19 protein-coding genes are annotated in these 21,209 nt (G+C 51.9%); 4 read left to right on the forward strand and 15 right to left on the reverse strand.

Annotated elements, in window-relative coordinates; genetic code table 11:
* Positions 1-36: 36 nt before the first annotated feature.
* From nifH to AABE20_RS11520, 10 genes are all read right to left on the reverse strand, one after another.
* The gene (gene nifH, locus AABE20_RS11475) at positions 37-936 is read right to left on the reverse strand and encodes a nitrogenase iron protein (RefSeq protein ID WP_338333189.1); all 900 of its coding nucleotides are present in this window, start codon (positions 934-936) and stop codon (positions 37-39) included.
* Positions 937-1,162: 226 nt separating this feature from the next.
* A complete protein-coding gene (locus AABE20_RS11480; protein ID WP_338333190.1) occupies positions 1,163-2,038 on the reverse strand; it encodes an SIR2 family NAD-dependent protein deacylase in 876 nt (291 codons plus the stop codon).
* Positions 2,035-2,253, reverse strand: a complete 219-nt coding sequence (gene nifT, locus AABE20_RS11485) for a putative nitrogen fixation protein NifT (RefSeq protein ID WP_338333191.1) — start codon at positions 2,251-2,253, stop codon at positions 2,035-2,037. The genes AABE20_RS11480 and nifT overlap by 4 nt, the downstream gene beginning before the upstream one ends.
* Positions 2,250-2,534 carry a nitrogen fixation protein NifZ gene (locus AABE20_RS11490; RefSeq protein ID WP_338333192.1) on the reverse strand — a complete coding sequence of 95 codons (285 nt, stop codon included), beginning with the start codon at positions 2,532-2,534 and terminating at the stop codon, positions 2,250-2,252. The genes nifT and AABE20_RS11490 overlap by 4 nt, the downstream gene beginning before the upstream one ends.
* Positions 2,518-3,351 carry a 4Fe4S-binding leucine-rich repeat protein gene (locus AABE20_RS11495; protein ID WP_338333193.1) on the reverse strand — a complete coding sequence of 278 codons (834 nt, stop codon included), beginning with the start codon at positions 3,349-3,351 and terminating at the stop codon, positions 2,518-2,520. Before AABE20_RS11495 ends, AABE20_RS11490 begins: the two co-directional genes overlap by 17 nt.
* 14 nt (positions 3,352-3,365) lie before the next feature.
* Positions 3,366-3,560, reverse strand: coding sequence for a 4Fe-4S binding protein (locus AABE20_RS11500; RefSeq protein WP_338333194.1), 195 nt, complete (start codon positions 3,558-3,560; stop codon positions 3,366-3,368).
* Positions 3,561-3,592: 32 nt separating this feature from the next.
* Positions 3,593-5,068, reverse strand: coding sequence for a nitrogenase cofactor biosynthesis protein NifB (gene nifB, locus AABE20_RS11505; RefSeq protein WP_408740900.1), 1,476 nt, complete (start codon positions 5,066-5,068; stop codon positions 3,593-3,595).
* Between the two features lie 164 nt (positions 5,069-5,232).
* Positions 5,233-6,912, reverse strand: coding sequence for a nif-specific transcriptional activator NifA (nifA, locus tag AABE20_RS11510; protein ID WP_338333195.1), 1,680 nt, complete (start codon positions 6,910-6,912; stop codon positions 5,233-5,235).
* A gap of 217 nt (positions 6,913-7,129) precedes the next feature.
* Positions 7,130-8,497 carry an RNA polymerase factor sigma-54 gene (gene rpoN, locus AABE20_RS11515; RefSeq protein ID WP_338333196.1) on the reverse strand — a complete coding sequence of 456 codons (1,368 nt, stop codon included), beginning with the start codon at positions 8,495-8,497 and terminating at the stop codon, positions 7,130-7,132.
* 199 nt (positions 8,498-8,696) lie between these two features.
* Positions 8,697-8,906 (reverse strand): TOBE domain-containing protein, encoded by a 210-nt coding sequence (locus AABE20_RS11520; protein ID WP_338333197.1) that lies wholly within the window; start codon positions 8,904-8,906, stop codon positions 8,697-8,699.
* Positions 8,907-9,205: 299 nt separating this feature from the next.
* On the opposite strand from AABE20_RS11520, the gene modA reads away from it, so the two are divergent.
* The 4 genes from modA to AABE20_RS11540 all read left to right on the forward strand — a co-directional run bounded on the left by modA (position 9,206) and on the right by AABE20_RS11540 (position 12,606).
* Positions 9,206-10,003 carry a molybdate ABC transporter substrate-binding protein gene (modA, locus tag AABE20_RS11525; protein ID WP_338333198.1) on the forward strand — a complete coding sequence of 266 codons (798 nt, stop codon included), beginning with the start codon at positions 9,206-9,208 and terminating at the stop codon, positions 10,001-10,003.
* Entirely contained in the window at positions 10,000-10,698 is a 699-nt protein-coding gene (modB, locus tag AABE20_RS11530; protein ID WP_338333199.1) for a molybdate ABC transporter permease subunit, read from the forward strand. Before modA ends, modB begins: the two co-directional genes overlap by 4 nt.
* A 68-nt stretch (positions 10,699-10,766) precedes the next feature.
* Positions 10,767-11,357 (forward strand): ATP-binding cassette domain-containing protein, encoded by a 591-nt coding sequence (locus tag AABE20_RS11535; RefSeq protein WP_338333283.1) that lies wholly within the window; start codon positions 10,767-10,769, stop codon positions 11,355-11,357.
* Positions 11,358-11,640: 283 nt separating this feature from the next.
* Positions 11,641-12,606 carry a glycosyltransferase family 2 protein gene (locus AABE20_RS11540; RefSeq protein WP_338333200.1) on the forward strand — a complete coding sequence of 322 codons (966 nt, stop codon included), beginning with the start codon at positions 11,641-11,643 and terminating at the stop codon, positions 12,604-12,606.
* 92 nt (positions 12,607-12,698) lie between these two features.
* On the opposite strand, the gene AABE20_RS11545 is transcribed toward AABE20_RS11540, so the two are convergent.
* From AABE20_RS11545 to AABE20_RS11565, 5 genes are all read right to left on the reverse strand, one after another.
* Entirely contained in the window at positions 12,699-15,851 is a 3,153-nt protein-coding gene (locus AABE20_RS11545) for an EAL domain-containing protein (protein WP_338333201.1), read from the reverse strand.
* Positions 15,852-16,310: 459 nt separating this feature from the next.
* Positions 16,311-16,760, reverse strand: a complete 450-nt coding sequence (locus tag AABE20_RS11550) for a hypothetical protein (protein WP_338333202.1) — start codon at positions 16,758-16,760, stop codon at positions 16,311-16,313.
* A gap of 504 nt (positions 16,761-17,264) precedes the next feature.
* Entirely contained in the window at positions 17,265-18,650 is a 1,386-nt protein-coding gene (locus tag AABE20_RS11555) for a c-type cytochrome (protein WP_338333203.1), read from the reverse strand.
* The gene (locus AABE20_RS11560) at positions 18,643-20,280 is read right to left on the reverse strand and encodes a GMC family oxidoreductase (RefSeq protein WP_338333204.1); all 1,638 of its coding nucleotides are present in this window, start codon (positions 20,278-20,280) and stop codon (positions 18,643-18,645) included. Before AABE20_RS11560 ends, AABE20_RS11555 begins: the two co-directional genes overlap by 8 nt.
* A gap of 22 nt (positions 20,281-20,302) precedes the next feature.
* Complete coding sequence (locus tag AABE20_RS11565; RefSeq protein ID WP_338333205.1) at positions 20,303-20,935, reverse strand: sugar dehydrogenase complex small subunit; 633 nt, start codon at positions 20,933-20,935, stop codon at positions 20,303-20,305.
* Positions 20,936-21,209: the final 274 nt, after the last annotated feature.

Raw genomic sequence — 21,209 nt, forward strand, 5'->3', positions numbered from 1 at the left:
ACGGGCACGGAACTACCCGACCCGCCCGGCTCAAGATCACGCTGTTGCAGCGGCGGTTTTTGTGGCTTCCTTGGCGGCCAGTTCGGCCAACTGCTGTTCCTCGGTTTTCATGATACCGAATTCCAGCAGCATTTCTTCCAGCTCTTCCATAGTGATCGGGGTAGGAATGGTGCCCTGGCCCGAGTTTTCATGGATTTTGCGCGCCAGTTCGCGGTATTCCGCAGCCTGCTGGCTTTCGGGTGCATATTCGATCACTGTCTGGCGGCGCAGTTCAGCATGCTGCACAATGTTGGCGCGCGGCACAAAATGAATGAGCTTGGAGTTCAGGCGCTTGGCCAGCGCATCGGCCAGATCATACTCACGGTCCGTCTGACGTTCGTTGCAGATCAGCCCGCCCAGACGCACACCGCCTGAATGGGCGTATTTCAGAATACCCTTGGCAATGTTGTTGGCGGCATACAGCGCCATCATTTCGCCGGACATGACAATGTAAATTTCTTGCGCCTTGTTTTCACGGATTGGCATAGCAAACCCGCCGCATACCACGTCACCCAGCACGTCGTAGGACACGTAGTCTACATCATCATAAGCGCCATTTTCTTCGAGGAAGTTGATGGACGTAATAACCCCACGCCCAGCACAACCCACACCTGGTTCTGGACCACCAGATTCAACACATTTGATGCCGTTGTAACCAATTTTGAGAACGTCTTCGAGTTCAAGGTCTTCCACGGAACCCGCTTCAGCAGCAAGGCTGAGAACCGTATCCTGTGCCTTGGCGTTCAGAATCAGACGCGTGGAGTCAGCCTTGGGATCACACCCAACGATCAGGATCTTCTGCCCCATCTCAACGAGAGCGGCGAGCGTATTCTGGGAAGTGGTCGATTTACCGATCCCTCCCTTGCCATAAAAGGCGATCTGGCGAAGCTTACCCATGATTTCGGTCCTGTATTGATGGAACTGCCTGTTTCGGACAACGCGTCCGACACACCCTGTTATCTCGCAAATACTGTGCCAAACGCTCCTCGGCACGGACCAGATAATATGAAATAATTCAAAATTAAGGGTAGATACCTCTCAAGAGGTTTGAAAATACAGAAGGCCAAAACTATAATTTTTATAGGAAGAACAAAAATCCCATAAAATCTGACACTTTTACACTTTATGCAGGGTTGCTCACATAATCATGCCCCACAAGTGGCAGATCAAGACGGGCAATCTGCATTTCGTCCAGAAAACGCAGTTCATTACGGGTCAGCTCAACATCTGGCAGAATAGCATAATGCGGCCCGGCAGAACGTTTCATAATCTGTCGCGCGTAGGAACGCAGCATTTGGTCATCAAACCTGCACCCTAAAAACAAAAACCCAACGGGTATGCGGCGCTGCTGCACAATGTCAGGAATCGGCGTCTGGATGTCGAGTTCTGTCAGCACTTCGACATAGTCTGAATCAGCAACCAGATAATGGTGGGCGGGAGAGACAGAGCCATGCGGTTTGTAAAGAAGGGTTTTCCAGTCTAATGCATTTTGCATAGCAACTGAATCTCCTTGCGCGTCATACGCACAAAACCAGGTAAAATCGCGCACACCTGTCCGTGGTGTGCCCTGCACCTCGCCCCAACGGTTGCCCGCTACGCAACTCAGGGCCACACGCATGATCCCATCGTACCATGTATCAACAATCATGGAAGGCGCACTCGCTGCTAAACTAAAATGCAACGGAGAGGGTGCAATAGGCTGCGCAAACGCACGGTCCATCAAGGCATCCAGTGTCTGACGGTGGCGTTTACTTTCAATATACTGGGCAGCAGCCCATGGATTACCCCGTGCACGTTTTGGCAAAGCCACATGCCGACCAAAAAAATCTGCAAGCTCCTTTGTATTGGACGGAACAAGACTGTCTGCTTCCTTACTCTGCCCGGTAGCCTGCGCGGACTGTTTTTGCAGATCAAGGGCTATAGCGGTCATACCCGGTCCAAGATAAGGCACCAGATGCCCGGCACTCATACGCGCGAAAAGATGATCCCAGCCGATCATACGCCTTCCTCCTCGCCAATACGGCGCGCATTGACTGTTATCGGCAGTTTTGTGTCGGTTTCCATAGAAGGAAGTTCAAGCACCCAACCGTTTTTAAGCCGGACCCAGCCGCCCCATAATGTTTCTTTTTCCTGTGCAATCACCTGTTGCTCAAGATCCTTTTTGGGCACATAAACCGACAAACCCCTGTCATTACGGCGCAACATCACCTTCATGGCACATTCCTATTCTCAATTTCTTCATGCAGTTCACGCGCTCGCATGCCAACAATTGTGCCGCGTTCCACAAACTCAACCGCGTAAATATAGTATCGCTGCAAGAACACACCGATGTCCCGCACGTACCCAATATCACCCTTGTGAACGAGCATTTCTCCAATCTCACGGCCTGCAAAAGTCCCGTCATTTTTGACGTACCGTGTTGCCCGGACCTTGGTACCGGGCATAAAAACAGGCTTACCGCGCGTTTCTACTTCTTCCTCACGCCCCAATCCCATGATCTTCCCCTCCTGAATTGCTCTCCTGCCTTTCCTCGGCAAGACGCCGCACTACCAGATCACGAATGATTTTTTCTTCGTCGTGTTCCAATGTTGCGAGCATCGGATATGGCAATCTTTCAATTGACGTAAACCGGACCCGAATATCGTGATCATGTGCGAGTTGTAGCAACAGCCCCTCCTGTGCGCGGGTTGCTACAATCTGACGTACCGTTGGTTCGGGATCAGCCGCTAATGCGGGCAGATATTTAAGATCAATACCCCGTGCCACCCAGCGGCGCACATCTGGTTCTGGATCATGCACGGCATTCACAAGGCTTGTTGCCGAAAGACGCCTTACAACAACAAGGCGAACAAACCAGTCTTCATCAGTAAGCATTTTCAGCAATGCCGGTCCTGTCAGCCGACTTGCCACGGCAATACGGACCCGCCGGTCCGGGTCTGTCATCAACGCCTCAACCCGCACAACTGGCAGGCGCAGGGCAACACCTGCACGCACTTCAGCATCTGGATCGTCTATGAGTGCTGGTAGCCGAAAGACCGACGCAAACCGCACAGCCAACGTCCGCACTTCAAAATAAGGGTGATCAAGATAGTCGTTGGCACCTGATGGATTTTCACGAAAAAATCGTTCTATCCGGCGTGCACGGGCATCGCGCACACACACGCGCCCACGCCTACACCGACCATCGCGGTGTAGTTCTTCATGCCGACAACCCTGGCACTGGAGCTTATGACCGAGCCAGTCATGCGGTTCGGCCGTCTCCCAGGCGGATATATCCCTGGTCTGATCGTCTCCGTTGGCATGATCTGGCACGGCTTTTGGGGTCCTCAGGCCGGAATGCAGGTCTTGGGCACCGGGCAGACCGCAGCACATTGCGGAACATCAAACTGCCCTTCGCACTCGGTGCATTTTTTGGCATTGATCACATACAGATCATTCTTGAGAGAAATTGCCGCATTGGGGCATTCGAATTCACAAGCGCCGCAAACAGTGCACTGAGAGGTAACAATTTTGTAAGCCATAACTTCAACCTTTCAAAAAAATCAATATCGGATCAAGCGCTCTGGCGCTGTTCCTGTTTTCCATTCACCTGTTCGTACCAATGGCCTATGCCCTCTTCAATCCATTCGAGGGCATAGGCATCGGTTGCAACAATGCCTGCCGCAGCCAGAGACTCCTTGGGGCAGTCACCAATTTTTCCGCACAGTACAGCACTCACGCCTTCAAGGGCTGCAATGACCCCATCCAGAGTGGCATCCTCACCCCAACCACCTTCGCAGTACTGGTCGGTTTTGCGGTGCCCAACAAATTTGATACCCTGAGCCGAAATCTCATAGATCTGGAACTCCGTGGCGTGACCGAAATGCTGGTTAATACGCCCACCACCTTTTGTCGCAATCGCGACCAGAGCAGACGGCGCTTGTTGAACATCAACCAAAGACTCACTGGCTGCACGTTTGGCGGCTTCGTGCTCGCCGCGCATTTCAGAGACAAGTGCCCGGTAGTTCACCCGGCGGGATGGATCATAGGCAACACTCTCCGCCAGTTGGTCCAGCGTGAACTCCTGACCACGATCTTCGCCCAGAAGTCCCACCGCATCAGCCCGGCACTGCCTACAGTGCCGCATGAGTTTTGCGCCATCCTCCAACTGGTCCTGTAGTGCCTTGAGTTCGGCAGCCGTTGGACCGCGCTGGCCGGTCAACCCATAATGGGTGCCATGTGCGGGATCGGAAATAAGAGGCATAATATTATGTAAAAATGCGCCTTTTTCCTTCACAACCCGATTAACTTCCAACAGGTGTGTATCGTTCACACCGGGGATCATAACCGAGTTTATTTTTGTAAGAATGCCCCGTTCGGTCAGCATTTCCAAACCCAGCATCTGACGTTCATGCAGGATTTTTGAAGCATCCAGACCGGTCCAACGCCGATTTTTGTAAAAAATCCATGGGTAGATCTGCACACCAATCTCTGGATCAACCATGTTAATGGTAATGGTCACATGATCGATATTCATGTTCGCAATTTCATCCACATGATCGGGCAGAGCCAGACCATTGGTCGACAAACACAATTTGATATCCGATATATCGGCCGAGATCAGTCCAAATGTCTCGCGCGTTTTTTTCCAGTCGTAACACGCATCCCCCGGGCCAGCGATCCCAAGAACGGAAAGCTGAGGAACCTCGTTGGCAACGGTAATAACCTTGCGTTGCGCCTGATCTGGAGTCAGTTTTTCTGAAACGACACCCGGCCGACTTTCGTTCGCACAATCATATTTGCGATTGCAGTAGTTGCACTGAATATTACATGCTGGAGCAACGGCAACATGCATCCGCGCAAAATAATGATGCGCCTCTTCCGAATAACACGGATGATCCTTGATTTTTGCCCAGACTTCCTCGGGCATGGAATCCGGTTTATCAGAACTCCCGCACTGAGACGACGAGCACCCGCCTGAGAGCGCTTCTCGCATGGTTTCCGCACCATTGCCTGCAAAATCTTGCAGGCCGATCAACTGCCCGGCCATCTGCCCTTCTCCCCTTCATTGGTAAGAAGAGAAGACGCAAAATTCATGCCAAGCTGCGCTGCCTGCATCCAAAATGTAATGAAAAGCGTTAGAAAAACAGCAACTCAGAAAAACCTCCCCCCAAATGCAACTATGGAGGAGGCTTTAACTCATGCTATCCTGTTTTAGAATTTTTTGATTGAAATTCCATTTTTACGCAAAGCGTATCCTACCTGACGCGGCGTCAACCCCAGAATACGCGCAGCCTTAGCCTGAACCCAGCCAGCTTTTTCCATGGCATCTTCAAGAACCTCCTTCTCCGAACGCACCGAAACTGGTGTATCGATTGAGGGAGACGGTGGAACTGGCGCTTCTCGCAAAGAAAGCAGGAGCGGTTCCTTGGCTGGAGGCGGAACAGCATTGTTCGCCCCCCCCACCTGCCACAGAACAGAAGAAAGACATCCTTCACTATGGCAGGCAAAATCATCCTCACCAATAACAATCCCACGTGAGAGAGTTGCTGTCCGCCGGATGCAGTTCTCCAACTCACGCACATTGCCCGGAAAATAGCAGCCGCTCAGGACCGAAAGTCCATTGGAATCAATCTGTAATTCTGTCCCATTTTCCTGATTAAAACGATCAAGAAACTCCTTTGCCAGCAAAGGAATATCACTTGGACGCTCCCGCAGGGATGGAAGAAAAACTGGAATAACACTCAGCCGATAATAAAGATCTGCACGGAATTTGCCTTTGGTCACAGCATCTTCCAGATCACGGTTTGTGGCGGCCACAATACGGACATTCACTTTTAATGTCCGCGTTCCCCCCACCCGTTCAAATTCACCTTCCTGAAGAACCCGCAGGAGCTTTGCCTGAAAAGAGGCAGAAATTTCTCCAATTTCATCAAGGAATAACGTGCCACTATCCGCAAGTTCAAAGCGCCCCTTACGGGCTGTCACTGCTCCGGTAAACGCCCCTTTTTCATGCCCGAACAGTTCAGATTCAAGAACTGTTTCCGGCAGTGCCGCGCAATTGAGTTTGACAAAAGGCGCTTTAGCCCGAGGGGAGGACTGGTGCAGGGCACGTGCAAACACTTCCTTCCCCGTACCGGATTCCCCACGCAAGAGAACGGTGGCATTACTACGCGCCACAATGCGAATTTTTTCCATAACCGCCGTAATGGCAGGGCTTTCCCCCACAATGCGAACATCTGTCGTATCGGCCGAAGCTGTTACCCCCAACTTGGCGACTTCAGTCCGGCGGTCCAGATCGCCCATAAGTCTTTCACGGTCACGCTCTACAAGTCTGTGCAGGCGAACGGTCTGCCCAATGAGGTGACCCACCATGGCCAGCAGGCGCGTATTTAAGGCAATAACCGGAGAATCTGGCGAAAACGCCTTACAATCCACAACCAGAATGCCAATAATTCCATCCCGCCCAGGAATGGGAACACCAATAAGCCCTACCTGCCGTGGATTAACCGCCCATGCAGGTTTTGCACGAAAACCAATTATCTGGTCATTGGCAATATCTGGAACAATTAAAGGCGCTTTGTGCGTTACAATGTGGCCCAGAACACGTTCGGGCATAGACATAAAATAATCGCGGGAAATAACGGGGTCTCCGTGCGAGCCCACAATCCGCTCTACCCTGTCCCCCTCACCGAGCAGCACACATACACACGCATTCATATCAAGAAAATTCTCAAGTGTTGCAAACACCTGAACAAGCATAACGCCAAGCTCTATAGGAGAGCACAGAATGCGGGAAATTTCATACAGTCCGGACAGAGCTACCTCGGCACTCGTTTCCGTTATACCCGCTGTAACAGACATAATGCTCTGATTTTCTTTTCGTAGCGTCATGTCATATTTCCCGCAACCGTATGACCACCCAGCCGGTTATGTGAGCTTCCGACATCGCCCCCACAGTATACTATGAAACGATTTCGAAATGAATAGAGGTATTAATATACCCTTTATGGAGTCGATGGTTGAAAAAACATGATTTAATTTCATAAATTTTTATAATGATTCTCAAGTATTTTTGAATGGTTACAGTGAAATACACTCACGCTTCACCTTAACCACCCCTGCCGCGGAGCAAATTTTTCCGCTTCCTGACAAAAGATGGGGAAATATTCAGGATATCCCTATATTTGGCAACAGTTCTTCGAGCAATAACAATACCCTTCTCCCGCAAAAGACGTACAAGATCATCATCTGATAAAACAGACTTGGGTTTTTCTTCCGCCACCAGACGCCGAATAATTTCGCGCACAGCTTCAGCACTATGTGCCTGCTGGGTATTACCCGCAAGAACCGAAGAAAAGAAGAAGCGTAAAGCAAATAATCCTTGTGGTGTGGTCACAGCCTTGCCCATAACAGCCCTGCTGACTGTGCTTTCATGCACACCAACTCCCTCTGCCACATCCTTGAGCGTGAGAGGCACAAGCCCTGAAGCACCATGCACAAGAAAAGCTTCCTGCCGCCGAAAAATCTCCCGCGCTACCCGTAACAACGTATTGCAACGCAGTTCCATACCACGGACAAGCCAGTTGGCCTGTGTGTGCCACTGGTCCAAAAACCATGAGACCTGACGATCTTGTTTACGCACCTCCTGCCCCCGCAGGCTAACCCGTGTTTGAAGGTCATGCACCAGCATAACACGTGGCAGGGTTTGGGCATTCAACTCTACCACCCAGTCCCCATGTCCGTCGGCGCTGACAATAAGGTCTGACATGCGCACAGGCAGCATTTCAGACCCTGCATCAAACCCGGGTTTGGGATTAAGCCTTTTTAGTTCGGCAACCATGCTATCCAGCGTTGCCTTATCCACCTGACATTGCCTACTCAGACGCGACATTTCACCTCGCGCCAGAATGTCCATATGGTCCAGCAGTTTTTCCATGGGCGCATCCAGACAGCCGCGTTCCTGCAACTGCACAGCCAGACATTCACGCAAGGACCGCGCAAATATTCCCACGGGTTCAAAGCGCATCATATTCTGGCGCACACGTTCGATTTCCGCAGCTGGTCGTCCCGTGCGCTGTGCAAGCACGTCCACACTTTCCGAGAGGCGACCTGCGGCATCCAATGCCTCGATCAGATAGGCGCCAATCACCATATCCTGCTGGCTGGCCGTGGAAAGACGTAGTTGTTCGTAGAGTTGATCCGTAAGGGAGAGTGGCACATCAGGCAGGCGCGCCGTGCCATCATCTTCCCGCAGGCTACCTTGGGAGAAGATATCCATGCGTCCACGCTCAAAACGTGGAGGGGGAGGGGCCGCAGGATCAACTGAAGGAAGCTCAAGAAAAGGATTGGAGGCTGCCTGCTCCTCCAGATAAGCCTGCAAGTCCGCGTTTGTAAGGTGAAGCAAATGGAGCGCCTGACGCATCTGTCCATTCATGAACAGACCCTGGCTTTGCCGCATTTCCTGACCTTGCAACATCAGCCTTCATCCCGCTTTGCCATACGCATGTGGCAGAGAAGAGTACGTCCCATCAACATTGACACGAGCAGTCCCTCCCGTTGTTTCATGAAACGTTGTTAGAAAAAACGTTTCATGAAAACCACGCAAAAACCGTGCCAGTTTTTATGAAATTATGAAAAATCTCCCTGTTCCGGAACGGTTCCGCCTGTAGCGTTGTTCAGTCAACGCCGACCATTACGTCGGATGCCTTGATAACGGCGTATACAGATTCACCGTTTTTGAGGCCGAGTTCTGCCACGGCTTCGTTGGTAATGGCGGCCATAACAATGGCTCCACCGTCAATTTCGATGCTAACATGAGATGTTGTCGCACCTTTTTCAATCTTGCTGACTTTGCCTTTGATCTGGTTACGTGCGCTAATTTTCATGGTCTTCTCTCCAAATTTTTATCAGATATCTATTCCCATTCGGATATAGATATAGTATTCAAGGAACTTTCTTGCCCCCTGCACATATAATGCCATTTCTTGGCCGTAATGGCCTACAAAATTTTCTGGATATCAAGAAGAATTTTTTTAGCTTATCAGCCAACAACATCACAATCTGGCAGAATAGAATGATCCACCACTCTGGTCAGCCTGAACACCCCAAAAAGCACTCGACACTTCACCCTTCTGGCACGTTTTTTGCGTTATTACGGACACATGCCGTTACTGGAGACTTGCTTATGAACGCATTTCGTTCCGATTTGGACACGGATGGCATGAACCTGACATTCCGCCCAATCCGCCTTCCGCTCCTCTGCTTCATTCTGGTGGAGCTTCTTCTCCCCACAATGGCTCGGGCTGAACAGGCCCGCTTTGCCATTGCCGCAAACTTTATTGGTCCGGCCAAGGAACTGATCGCGGACTTCATGCAAAAAACTGGTGATGTTGTTATTCCCAGCTTTGGTTCCAGCGGCCAGTTCGTCATCCAGATTGAACAGGGCGCGGACTATGCCGGTTTTTTGTCCGCGGACGAAGCCAAACCCGCAAAACTGCTCAAAGACGGGTTTGGCGTGGACAAAAGCCAGTTCACCTACGCCATTGGCAAATTAGTGTTGTGGAGCAATACCCCGGCTTACCCGGCGAGTGAGAGCACATTACGGGCTGCCCGCTTCAACCACCTAGCCCTTTGCAAGCCCGATGTTGCCCCATATGGCGCAGCAGCCATGGCTACCCTTAAACAGTTACGTCTGGAACAAACCCTCCAGCCCCGTATTGTCATGGGTATGGACATTGCTCAGGCTTATCAGTTCGTCCAGAGCGGCAATGCGGAGTTAGGGTTTGTCGCGCTCTCCCAGTTGCACAACACATCTGCTGGCACGGTCTGGGTTGTGCCCTCCAACCTTTACCCCCCTATCCGCCAGAATGCCCTTTTGCTCCAGCAAGGCGCGCAAAACCATGTTGCGCGCGCTTTTCTGAGTTACCTGCAAAGCAAACGCGCGCAGGCCATTATCGCCACATATGGATATGACATGCCATGATGGGGGCAAACGCCATGTTTGACCCCAACAGCATTTTTACCGCCCTGCGTCTTAGCGTAACACTGGCTTTTGTAACAACGGTAATAGCCGTTAGCATTGGCATTCCTCTGGCATGGTGGCTGGCTTACAGCCGCAACTGGTGGCGCGATGTGTGTTCGAGCATTATCACTCTGCCCTTGGTGCTACCTCCAACGGTCTTGGGGTTTTACCTTCTTCTTGCTCTGGGGCCATCGGGGCTTGGCGCACTGGCGGCCCACATAACCGGCAGATCAACCTTTGCATTCAGTTTTGCCGGTTTGACCCTTGGTTCCGTCATTGCCGCACTGCCCTATATTGTACAATCCACGCAAGCTGCGTTTGAAACCATCGGACGCAAACCACTTGAGATCGCCTACACGCTCCGCACGCCCCCATTGCAGGCATTCCTGAGTGTAGCGCTCCCTTTGGCCGCTCCGGGCATTATAGCAGGGGCCGTTATTGCCTTTGCCCATACCATTGGTGAATTCGGGCTGGTGCTTATGATCGGGGGGGATATTCCCGGCCAGACCCGCCTTTTATCCATAATGCTTTTTGATAGTGTGGAAACAGGAGACTGGGCCTCCGCCCATACCATAGCGGGAGGCATGGTGGCCTTCGCCTTCATGATTATTCTGATCCTGCGCTTAACACAAAAACGCCTGACTCCCCGGACCTGATGATGCCTGCCCAATTTGTGCCTCCTGCCTTGTCTGTCCATTTTCAAGGCTCCATTGATCAGCTTGATATGAACATCAGCTTTGACATAACCACCCCGGGGATAACCGGGCTTAGAGGCCCTTCGGGCTGTGGCAAGACCAGTCTGCTCCGTGGGATTGCTGGCCTGCACCATTTTCCACAGGGCTACTGCCGACTGGGCGATGAGATATGGCAGGATGATACGAGTTTTCTTCCCCCATGGAAGCGGCCCATTGGCTATGTACCCCAAGATGGAGGGCTTTTTGTTCATCTGAATGTCAAAAAAAATCTGCTCTTTGGCATGCGTTTTATCGACCAAAAAGAGCGATTTTTGCACGAAATTGTGGATGCCCTGCACCTAGGACCATTGCTGGAGCGCAGGACTCACGCCCTTTCTGGTGGCGAGCGCCAGCGCGTAGCCATAGGTCGCGCACTGTTGACGCACCCCAAACTCCTGCTGATGGATGAACCTCTCTCCGCTTTGGACTTTGATATAAAGTCCGATATTATATTTTATATCAAAGAGTTTTTAGAAAAATATAAAATACTTACACTTTATGTATCTCATGATGCGGAAGAATTACGCATGGTCGCTACGCAAGTTCTTGACTGGCACGCAATACAGAAAAACTCCACCTGAACCCCTACCGCACCCAATATGCAGCAGCCACTTGCAGCCACCCGTATCTTGCATTCTCAGACAACTCTTAATTTATTCGCAGACAAAGTGATATTTTGATCTTGGACATATAATTAGTACAAACACTAAAATTCAGCGTCCGTACATCAGTCTTATCCACGCATGTCTCTAGCCCAAAATAGGAATCTGCTTTTTTTGGGGTGGATACAAAAAGCAGAGAAGTTGATATATACACCTTCAACAATGATCTTCAGTCGCTATTTTAAGAAGTTGGTTCTCATCAATGCAAACGATCTCCCCACAACAGAGAGGAAATATCCCATCTCTTACGATCGTTGTTCCTTGCTATAACGAGGAGGAGGTTTTTTCCTTCTGCTTATCCGAGCTTAAATCTCTTTTAGAAAACAACATTCAGGCACAAAAAATTAGCGCGCAAAGCCATATTCTGTTTGTGGATGATGGCAGCCGTGACAAAACCTGGTCGCTGATTGAACAGGCCACTCAGGCGGACAATCTGGTGCATGGAATCAAGCTATCCCGTAATCGTGGGCACCAGATTGCCCTGATGGCGGGCCTATCCTGTGTAGATACAGACATCTGCGTTAGCATTGATGCGGACTTGCAGGATGATATTGGCTGTATTCCCCAAATGGTTGAAAAATACATGGACGGGAATGACATTGTTTATGGCGTTCGTTCTGACCGCTCCAGTGACAGTTTTTTCAAAAGATGGACCGCCAACGGCTTTTATAAAGTGATGGAAACCATGGGTATCCAGCAGGTCGCCAACCATGCGGATTTCCGACTACTCAGCCGCCGCGCCTTGCATAGTCTGCTGCAATTTGAAGAACAGAATATATACCTCCGTGGCATGGTACCGTTATTGGGATATAAAACGGCACAGGTTTTTTATGCACGCAAGGAACGTCTGGCTGGCGAATCAAAATACCCATTTTACAAAATGCTCTCTCTGGCTATTGAGGGCATTACGTCCCTGACCATAAAACCATTACGTTTTATATCCATACTTGGTGCTATTACCTGTATTTTTTCTATTTTTATTAGCATTCTCGTTGTTATACAAAGGTTCAATGGCTATGCTTTTCCCGGATGGGCCTCCGTGGAAATTTCGATCTTTTTCCTGGGCGGCGTGCAGTTGCTCTGCCTTGGCGTAATCGGTGAATATATTGGAAAAATTTATATGGAAACCAAGCACCGACCCAAATTCTTTATTCAGGAAAAAATATAATTCCTGATATTACAATCCTATGGCAAGCAGGCAGAACATACCCAAAAATGCCTGCCTATTCGCGCATATCGTGTTGAAGTAAAAAACGTAACCTACTTAGTTTTTATTTCACTCAACTCATCAGTCAAAGCCAAGCGTTCTTTATTCGCGCTGACTATTCTTTTAACCAGCCAGTCTATAAATTTACGAGAGGCTTCTACCGGATCGTCCCCATAATGGCATTGCTCGTGCCACTGGGCGGCCTCAGACCCCTCCAGCCCCTGTGCAGCCAACCAATGTGTAATCAGGCAATGCCGTAAAGAATGTTTACTCGCACTCTGCCCACCGCGTGTGGACATCCAGTGGTAAGCTAACACACCCAAATCACTGACCAACTCCTTGGTGTGCCTACAGGCATTCGCCTTTGCTCTATAAGCCTCATACCATTTGGCAAAATGCTCTGGTGGCATAGGGGCCGAAATACCGTAGCCCTGACCATACCGGCACCCCAGATGGAAGATGGCTTCAATCACATCATCATCTTCCAGCCCTTCCACAATCACCAGTTCATGGAAGTCTGTTCCCATATCCAACACAGACTTGACCATGCTGAACGTCTGGATTGGCGCTGTACGAATATTGCGCAAAAGACCCTGATCAACCTTGATAATATCAAACGGCAGGGAGGAAAGGCGCAGCAGGTTACTATACCCCGACCCCAGATCATCAATAGCGATCTTGACCCCCACAGCCTTGAATTTCTGAATGGCTATGTCCTGTATGGTTGGGTCGATCATCTGGGTTTCCAGCAACTCAACCGTGAGCTGCTCGGGCCGGATGTTATAACGCTTTAACGCACTTTCAACCCACGCAGGGCCATCCTCATTCAAAAGGTAGGTTGGGGGCATGTTCACGGCAAGGTTGATGACCAGCCCATTATTCTGCCACTGCTCCAGAAGGGTCAGACATTCCTCCAGCCCCATATGGAAGAGCCTGTCCAGTTCGTTCTGCCCTAGCAGGGACAAAAAGCTTCCCGGTTCAATAATTGTGCCGTTTGTATCCTGAATGCGGACAAGTGCTTCAACTTCCAGCAGTTCTCCGGTGCGCAGATTAACAATGGGCTGAACGTACATCCGCAGTCCGTCACTGAACAACCTGTCTCTCAGGTAACAGGATTGCTCTTCCGTAACCGCAGAACCACGCGGAAAGCAGCAGCGCATCCACATCTGCTCCCAGCGGTGTTGCAGGCTGCGGGCAAACTGCTGCATCCGCTGGGTTTCAAACTGGTTGGGGCACGCCCCAAACAGAGCCAACACAACCGCAACCTGCTCCTCTTCCATGGAAACCGGAATACTAATGGATGAGCATATGCCCAATGTGTCCATCATACTGCGCCAAGGCGCTGCATTTGGGTCCGTGGAGTAAGAGGCACAGGTCTGCTGCTGTCGTGTGCGCCACGCAAGCCCGGTAACGGAATTGCCAAATACCGACTGGGCACTCACAACAGGCTGGCTGATTTTCTGTTTCAATTTTTCAGTCAGTTGGGCACCAGCACGCCCACCACTATGCTCAACAACCAGTTCACCAGCCGGATTCATACGAAAAAGCAGAACAGCCTGAATACCCGGCAGGCTGCCCAGAGCCTCTACCCCCTGCCCACTGACATCCGGCCAGACACACCCCGCAACAGGCAAACGATTGGATAACAAGGAGAAATATTTTTCCTCAATACCCTGCCCTGCCTCCAACTGTGCGCCTTTATCATCTTGCAAGCGCATTTCTGTCGTAAGAAGAATATGGTAGCGATCGTACGCGCGCAGTAAGGCTTTATCCAAGCTATCAATCAACAAACGCCGGTAAATACTATAGGCTTCTCCCAACAGGGCGGGAGAAATACCGCACAGCATATGGATAGTGCCCAGCTTTTTGGCCTGCTGCAAAATATCCTGCCGCTGCGTTTGTGCACCTAGCAGAAAATCCAGATGAGCAGCCTGTTTTTGCTTGAGATGTTCAAGCTGGTCTGGTGTCAGCACAGACAAAATGCTCTGAGCTTCGCTCATTTTTGCAAGACTGTCGTAAAAACATTCAATAAAATTCTGCCGGATCCGCGTCAGAAAAGTTTTGGCGCGTGTCAGCAATTCCGCAGCTTCTGGTCCATACGGATTGAAAGTTACCTGCTCCACGGCTTCTTCCGTTGGTAGCTGCCGGGTATTACTGGCCATGCACCACCAGTTCTGACGGCTGGCTTTGTTCTGTTTGGACAAATACATGGCAGCATCGGCCCGCCGCAAAAGCGTATCGGGGTCTTCCCCATCCACTGGATAAAGAGCCAGACCCAACGTCATGCCGACCATGGCAAACGCGTCATGCGTCACAGCAAACGGCGTTTCCACAGCTTTGTGCAGATTGTCCAAAATTTTTGTAGCCTGGGTCACCTGCAAAAGAGGGTCCAGATTTTCCAGCACAATAACAAATTCATCACCACCCAGACGGGCTACATAATCCGTGTGCCGGACATGCTCCTGCAAGCGGTGTCCAAGAGCCTGCAAAAGACGATCCCCCGCCTCATGCCCATATCCATCATTAACCAGCTTGAAGTCATCAAGGTCCAGCATACCAACGGCAACCGAACTCCCCTGACGCACCGCACGGGCCATGGCCTGAGGCATATACTCCTCCAGCGCCAGCCGGTTGGGCAGGCCTGTTAGCGGGTCATGCCGCGCACGCCTTGCTTCCTCGTTCTGAAGTTTTTCCAGCCTTTTTTGTGCGTCCAGCTTGTCCAGCGCATGGCCCAGCAGTTCCGCCACTTTCTGGCACAACCCAATGCACTGTTCATCGAACATATCCGTCCGGGCAGACACAAAAGAAATAACCGCCCAACGCTCTCCTCCGCGCCAGATGGGAACCGCCAGTACGGCGCACCATTGGTTGCGGCACAAAAAGTCATACCACGGAGCGTTTTTCTGCTCGGCCAGTTCATTGTTACTATAAACAAGGGTCTGTCTGTCCCATGCCTCCATGGCCACGGGGAACTGGGGCGTGCTCTCATGAAAACTGAATTTCAGATTGGCTATGCCCTGCGTTCCCGCCCCCATGCAGGAGAGGATATGCAACACGTCCGAGGCATCTTTACGCCCAATCCAGACCGCCTGAAAAAGCGCGTCATACACCAGATCGGCGCATGTTTTATCGCACATCTCGCTTTCGGTGGAAGCCTGCAACACTGCATCGGCCGTATTGAGAAGGGCACGATAAAGTCTCTGCACTAAATCCAGATTTGTTGCATTCCCCATAAAACAGACCAAAACCTTCCATGATGCTTAATAACTTGCGTGGCAACTCTCTTCCACAACGGCACAAGAGCGGCTGCGATGCATTAGTACCCCTAAAATAAGAAGATTTTATAGGGCTATGAGACTACTGATCGAATATAATATATTTAATTATTAAATACATTCCCATAACAATAAGACCGCCATTACCTGTATTGTCAGGCAAGCCGACGTGCATTTTTCCTCAACTGCCGAGCATTCCATCACCACGTATGTGGCAGACACTCTCTGATACCAGATGCTTCAGCAAGCAGCTTTACCCTACTGCGGCCTACACGCACGCCCCATACCGAAAAACCGACTGCATATGGGCCATAGGTGCAACCACCCCTCTTTGCCCCCCGCAAACCGTGCCAGACCATATGCAACACAACCGCACACCCAGCAGAGTATTCAGGCGGCTGGTTCTTTTTCTTTCGGCATTTCCATAACTTTGATGCAACTGGTCAAAATTTTTCCGTTCAGAAAACTGTCGCGCACCAGACGGCGGGACACATCGGCGGGCTTATGCTGCCCATCGGAGCGGCGCATGTTGTCGTCTAGCACCACATTCCCCGTTTTGGGGTCAAAATACCCAAAATCGCACAGATGGGGGTTTCTGATATCGGCCATAATATCGAACAGGTGGCATTTATATTCCCCAATCCAGATTTCCGCTCCTTTACGGTTGGAAATGTCGGGGTAGTTGAATGTCAGACCACGCGCATGAAAAAAGTCAAAAATGCCACCCATCAAGCACTGGGTTGCCTTGACCTCGCGCGGGTTGAACTCAAAACCGTAATAAAAATGCTTCTGGTAATGAATTTCGTCTGTGGGCAGATACTTCTGGTTAAACAACCCCATAAACTTCTGCAGGCCGTTAGGGTTCGCTTTTACCTTCACGGGATCTTCGTGAAAGAGCGCTGTTCCACGATAATTGAAGAACACGGGAACAATAATATGTTTTGGGTTTTCCCACATGGGAAATCTCCTAAAGACCTGACCACACAATAAATAATCCCAGTCTGTTACGATTCTGCCAGCTTTGACAAGCCGCAGCACTCATAACTCCTGACCAAAATCACCAACGCCCAATATCAGCGAGGGAGGCAGCAACATGCAAGTAACCTTATGACTGTACAATCGGCCTTGATCGCTTTCCCTGACGCCAGACGGGGCACGGCTGGCATCATGCGCTCTCAATTACCGTCTTATGCTGTTTTAGCATAGACCCTTCATCCACCATGCCCCAATGCAATCTGCCCCATCCACCCCGGAATATGGGTGAATGGGGCAGATTTTATGGGTTTTGAAACACCCGCACACATCCAGTTCTGTTCCGTGGCCCCTCCGCCACGGAAAAAACTTTTACGGATGGTCGGGCTGTGTGGGCTGCGCAGGCTTGGCAGCTTCCTGCGGAGCGGCGGCAGGTGCTGGAGCTGGCGCAGGGTGCGGCTGGCGCATGGCCCCGACCTGCTCCGCATTGACCTGATGGTCCCCACTCCCAAACCGGATGGTCAGGTAATTAACCAGTCTGGCAATTTCGGCATCACTCAGGCGTTGCACATCGGAGTGGCTGCCAAAGGATGGCATGCTGGCATGACCCGAAGGTGTAGAGCGGTTCACCCCTTCCAGAATGGTCATGATCAGATTATCCACCCGACCCGACCCGACAACAGAGTTGGCGTAAAGCGAGGGTACATACTGATCCGCAGTACCCGCACCACTGGCTCCATGGCAGGCGGCACAGTTGGCGTCATACAGTTCGGCACCGCCCATTTCGTACAGATCATCAACACGGTGAACGATTCCCGACCTTATATCCGGGTCCTGCAACGCCTTGCCAAAACTGTCGCGCGCCTGATGTTCCATTTCATCATCATGTGCGGGCACCTGTTTGATAAAGGCCGCCAGTGCGTGCAGGTCCTCATCGCTCAGGTGGCTTGTGCTGTGCTCGACGGCTTCCCCCATGGGACCAGCCGCCTGACTGCGCCCTTTGGCATGGCCTGTTTTCAGGTAGGCCACCAGATCGTCTTCGCTCCAGTCCCCTATCCCGCCTGTATTGCTGGGCGTGATATTGGGTGCGAACCAGCCATTTAGCTGGCTCCCCGCAAGGTACTGGTCCTGCTGCTCCACCAACATAAAGTTGCGTGGTGTGTGGCAGGTGCCGCAATGTTCCAGCGCTGTCGCCAGATAATGCCCACGACGGAGCTTGTCATAGGTTGCGGAATCCCCCGTTTCGGGCTTTTCGCTCTCTGCCAGCATGTTCCACGCCATCATGGACATGCGGATATTCCCCGGGAACCCGATCTCTGTTTCCGGCGGTTTTTCCGCTACGGGCTGCACACCATGCATAAACCACGTGTACAGCGCCTTAACGTCCTGATCCGTCAGCCCGGCATAGGATACATAGGGCATAACGGGGTAAAGATAGGCGCCATCCTTGCGCAGGCCACGGCGCAGGGCTTTTTCAAAGTCTTCCAGCGTGTAAGCACCAATCCCATTTTGTGGGTCAGGTGTTATATTGGTGGAAATAACGGCCCCTTTGGGCGTGGCAATTTCCAGCCCTCCGGCAAATGGTTTGCCACCGGGGCGTGTATGGCAGGCCACACAATCCCCTGCTGTCGCAAGGTATGCACCACGGGCCATAAGAGCCTGCTCGTCATCCGCTGCATGGGACGGTGCCGCATGCAGCCCACCCAGCACGGCACCCCCGAACAGAACGGACCAGAAAATATGTTTGAAATCAGCCATGGAGCAGTTCTTTTTTCAACGTATCGGCAACACGCAGCGCAATGGCGGCTACGGTCAGGGTGATATTCCCCGTTCCCACGGTCGAAAAGACAGATGAACTGGCAATAAACAGGTTCTCATGGTCATGCGTGCGGCAATGCCCATCCACCACGGAGTCCTTGGGGTCCACCCCCATGATGGTGCTGCCAGAGGGATGGTCCTGCGGGAAGTAACCCGGTGTCCATTCCTCGTCCGTGCCATGCATCAGATGAATCAACTGCTTGAACACACTGCGCGTATGGTCACAACTGCGCACAGTATATTGCGGCAGTTTATAATAGACCTGTGGGTGCGGAATACCCAGCGCGTCTTTTTCCGTCTTGCTCAGGGTCAAACGGTTTTCAGGGTCAGGCAGGGCCTCGTTATGGCTGAACAGGCGCACCGTGTGCGATGCCAGATAACGGATCTGCTCTTCCAGTTCCCGGCCGACATAACCTTTGGAAATAGCAAGCTGGGTTGCAAAATCGACCTGATTATCATCCACCATGTGCACAAGGTAAGCGCCACGCTCATTACGCCAGTCTCCATCACGGAAATTGTCGATCACGTTGGTTTCCAGCGGACCACGCCCCGGCCAAAGCGCTTTGTCCCCGCTGATAAACGTAACCTGTACCCCGGTATGGTCCATCATGTTCCGGCCGACCTGCCCTGAACTATTGGCAACCCCGTCCGGGCTTTGCTCATCGGCGGACAGAAGCATGAGCTTGGCTGTTTCAATACAATGGGCGGCTATTACAAAGTATTTGCCGCTCACACGGTGCGACCCTTTATCCGGGTCGTAGTAATGGACGGCTGTAACCTTTTTGTTCGCAGCATCCCGCTCAATTTTGTAAACAACTGCGTTGGGGATGAACGTCGCCCCCGCGGCCTCGGCATGGTAGACGGAATAACTGCCGTTATACATGGCCCCAATCGGGCAGATGGGCATGCAGTTATTATGCCCTTCGCACGTTGGCCGTCCGTCATATGGCCGGGTGTTACGCGCCTGTGGCTCGTGCACAATACGCCATGGCGTTTTTTCGGTAATCAGCTTGCGGAATTCCTCCCCTGCGTAGGACAGGGGGAGTGCCTCCATCGGGTAGGGCTGCTTGCGCGGAGAGCCCAGGTCTTCCACACTCGGGTCCGGGCCACAGACTCCCATCATCACCTCGGCCTGATAGTAAAAAGGCTCCAGATCATCATAGGTCAAGGCCCAGTCGCGGCCCTGCCCGTAGCGGGTTTTCAGCTCAAAATCGGATGGCAGGTAGCGCCATGCACACCCGGCCCAGTGCCATGTTGTTCCCCCCATAAGCCGCAGATAGGCCTGCTGGTAGGCCTCCGCATCCGGACCAGTGGTGTGGAGGTATTTGTTGGGAGATTGCTGGTTGGGCGGATGGGGTGCCCATGGCGTGCTGGGGAATGGCCCCTGATAGGAGGGCTTATTCTCAAGATTGCGAAAGTTCTCTACAAAATGCTGCCGGTCCACACGTGGACCGGCCTCAAGAACAATTACGGATATTCCAGCACGCACCAGTTCGTTGGCGATGGAACTCCCGGCAACGCCGGACCCGACAATAACAACATCAGCGGAAAGATTCTGGTCAGAAGACATAGGTTTGGACTGCTTCGGTTCTTCAGGTGGGTTCCACAACAAACGGCGAGGGCGAAAGTGCCGGCAGGCCGGTCGGGCGCGCGACCTCTGGCGGTTTGGAGGTCCAGTAGAACGGACCACCCGCCGCGTAGGTCTTGGGGTAGATTGCGTCCTTGGTAATATCGAACATCAGGGCGGTGCGGTACACAACGACCTTGCCGCCCGCAACACCACGGTACCAACCGATCATGATGTCATGAATAGCGTCCTTTAAGGCTTTATCGGCCTTTTCGGCAGCCTTTGCCAGTTCGGCGGCGGTGACCAGCCTGTGCTTTGCCTTCAGGTCATACAGGGCCGATATGTGCGCCCGGCGCTCGGGCGTTGCCTGCACCATACCCGCGTACAGGGCCGCCCCCACGGCAGAATCCAGCTCGGTACGGTCCGTCAGGCAGTGCGAAATATCCATAAACCGCGCAAGGCCCGGATCAACCGCAGGCACCGGAGGCGGCACTGTATCCAGCGCTGGTGCGGCATTTGCCCCACCCCAAGCCGCCAGAGCACCGATGCCCGAGAGCAGCACATCACGACGCATCAGCCGCATGGACTGGTTCAGCTTGATTGCATTGGGCGATGCACGCCACGAACCAGCAAACAGAGAACGTCTTTCTTGCGTCACAAAAACTCACTCCACCATAATCACGACCCGAACTGGAATACAAAAGACCCAGAACATCATTGCGACAACCGAACAGACGGCCTGCCCCATTCATAAACCAGAGTCAAAGCTCCAAGGGGTGATAAAGCGGTATAACTCCCCTGAATGGACAACAGAACCCTTAAAAAACAGCAGTTCCCGCCTGATTACAGCCCGCAGCGCTGCAAAAGTGTTACATTCCTGTGTTGATATTTTTACCCGCACGGGCAAAAGTAGAGTGTTCACCCAAATTTTT

This window comes from Acetobacter zythi, from assembly GCF_963921165.1.
Taxonomy (GTDB): Bacteria; Pseudomonadota; Alphaproteobacteria; order Acetobacterales; family Acetobacteraceae; genus Acetobacter.

Excerpts from the sequence above, each read along its gene's own strand:
- nifH (WP_338333189.1), bottom strand. The coding sequence starts at position 936 with ATGGGTAAGCTTCGCCAGATCGCCTTTTATGGCAAGGGAGGGATCGGT.
- AABE20_RS11480 (WP_338333190.1), bottom strand. The coding sequence starts at position 2,038 with ATGATCGGCTGGGATCATCTTTTCGCGCGTATGAGTGCCGGGCATCTG.
- nifT (WP_338333191.1), bottom strand. The coding sequence starts at position 2,253 with ATGAAGGTGATGTTGCGCCGTAATGACAGGGGTTTGTCGGTTTATGTG.
- AABE20_RS11490 (WP_338333192.1), bottom strand. The coding sequence starts at position 2,534 with ATGGGATTGGGGCGTGAGGAAGAAGTAGAAACGCGCGGTAAGCCTGTT.
- AABE20_RS11500 (WP_338333194.1), bottom strand. The coding sequence starts at position 3,560 with ATGGCTTACAAAATTGTTACCTCTCAGTGCACTGTTTGCGGCGCTTGT.
- nifB (WP_408740900.1), bottom strand. The coding sequence starts at position 5,068 with ATGGCCGGGCAGTTGATCGGCCTGCAAGATTTTGCAGGCAATGGTGCG.
- nifA (WP_338333195.1), bottom strand. The coding sequence starts at position 6,912 with ATGACGCTACGAAAAGAAAATCAGAGCATTATGTCTGTTACAGCGGGT.
- rpoN (WP_338333196.1), bottom strand. The coding sequence starts at position 8,497 with ATGTTGCAAGGTCAGGAAATGCGGCAAAGCCAGGGTCTGTTCATGAAT.
- AABE20_RS11520 (WP_338333197.1), bottom strand. The coding sequence starts at position 8,906 with ATGAAAATTAGCGCACGTAACCAGATCAAAGGCAAAGTCAGCAAGATT.
- modA (WP_338333198.1), top strand. The coding sequence starts at position 9,206 with ATGAACGCATTTCGTTCCGATTTGGACACGGATGGCATGAACCTGACA.
- modB (WP_338333199.1), top strand. The coding sequence starts at position 10,000 with ATGATGGGGGCAAACGCCATGTTTGACCCCAACAGCATTTTTACCGCC.
- AABE20_RS11535 (WP_338333283.1), top strand. The coding sequence starts at position 10,767 with ATGAACATCAGCTTTGACATAACCACCCCGGGGATAACCGGGCTTAGA.
- AABE20_RS11540 (WP_338333200.1), top strand. The coding sequence starts at position 11,641 with ATGCAAACGATCTCCCCACAACAGAGAGGAAATATCCCATCTCTTACG.
- AABE20_RS11550 (WP_338333202.1), bottom strand. The coding sequence starts at position 16,760 with ATGGGGTTGTTTAACCAGAAGTATCTGCCCACAGACGAAATTCATTAC.
- AABE20_RS11555 (WP_338333203.1), bottom strand. The coding sequence starts at position 18,650 with ATGGCTGATTTCAAACATATTTTCTGGTCCGTTCTGTTCGGGGGTGCC.
- AABE20_RS11560 (WP_338333204.1), bottom strand. The coding sequence starts at position 20,280 with ATGTCTTCTGACCAGAATCTTTCCGCTGATGTTGTTATTGTCGGGTCC.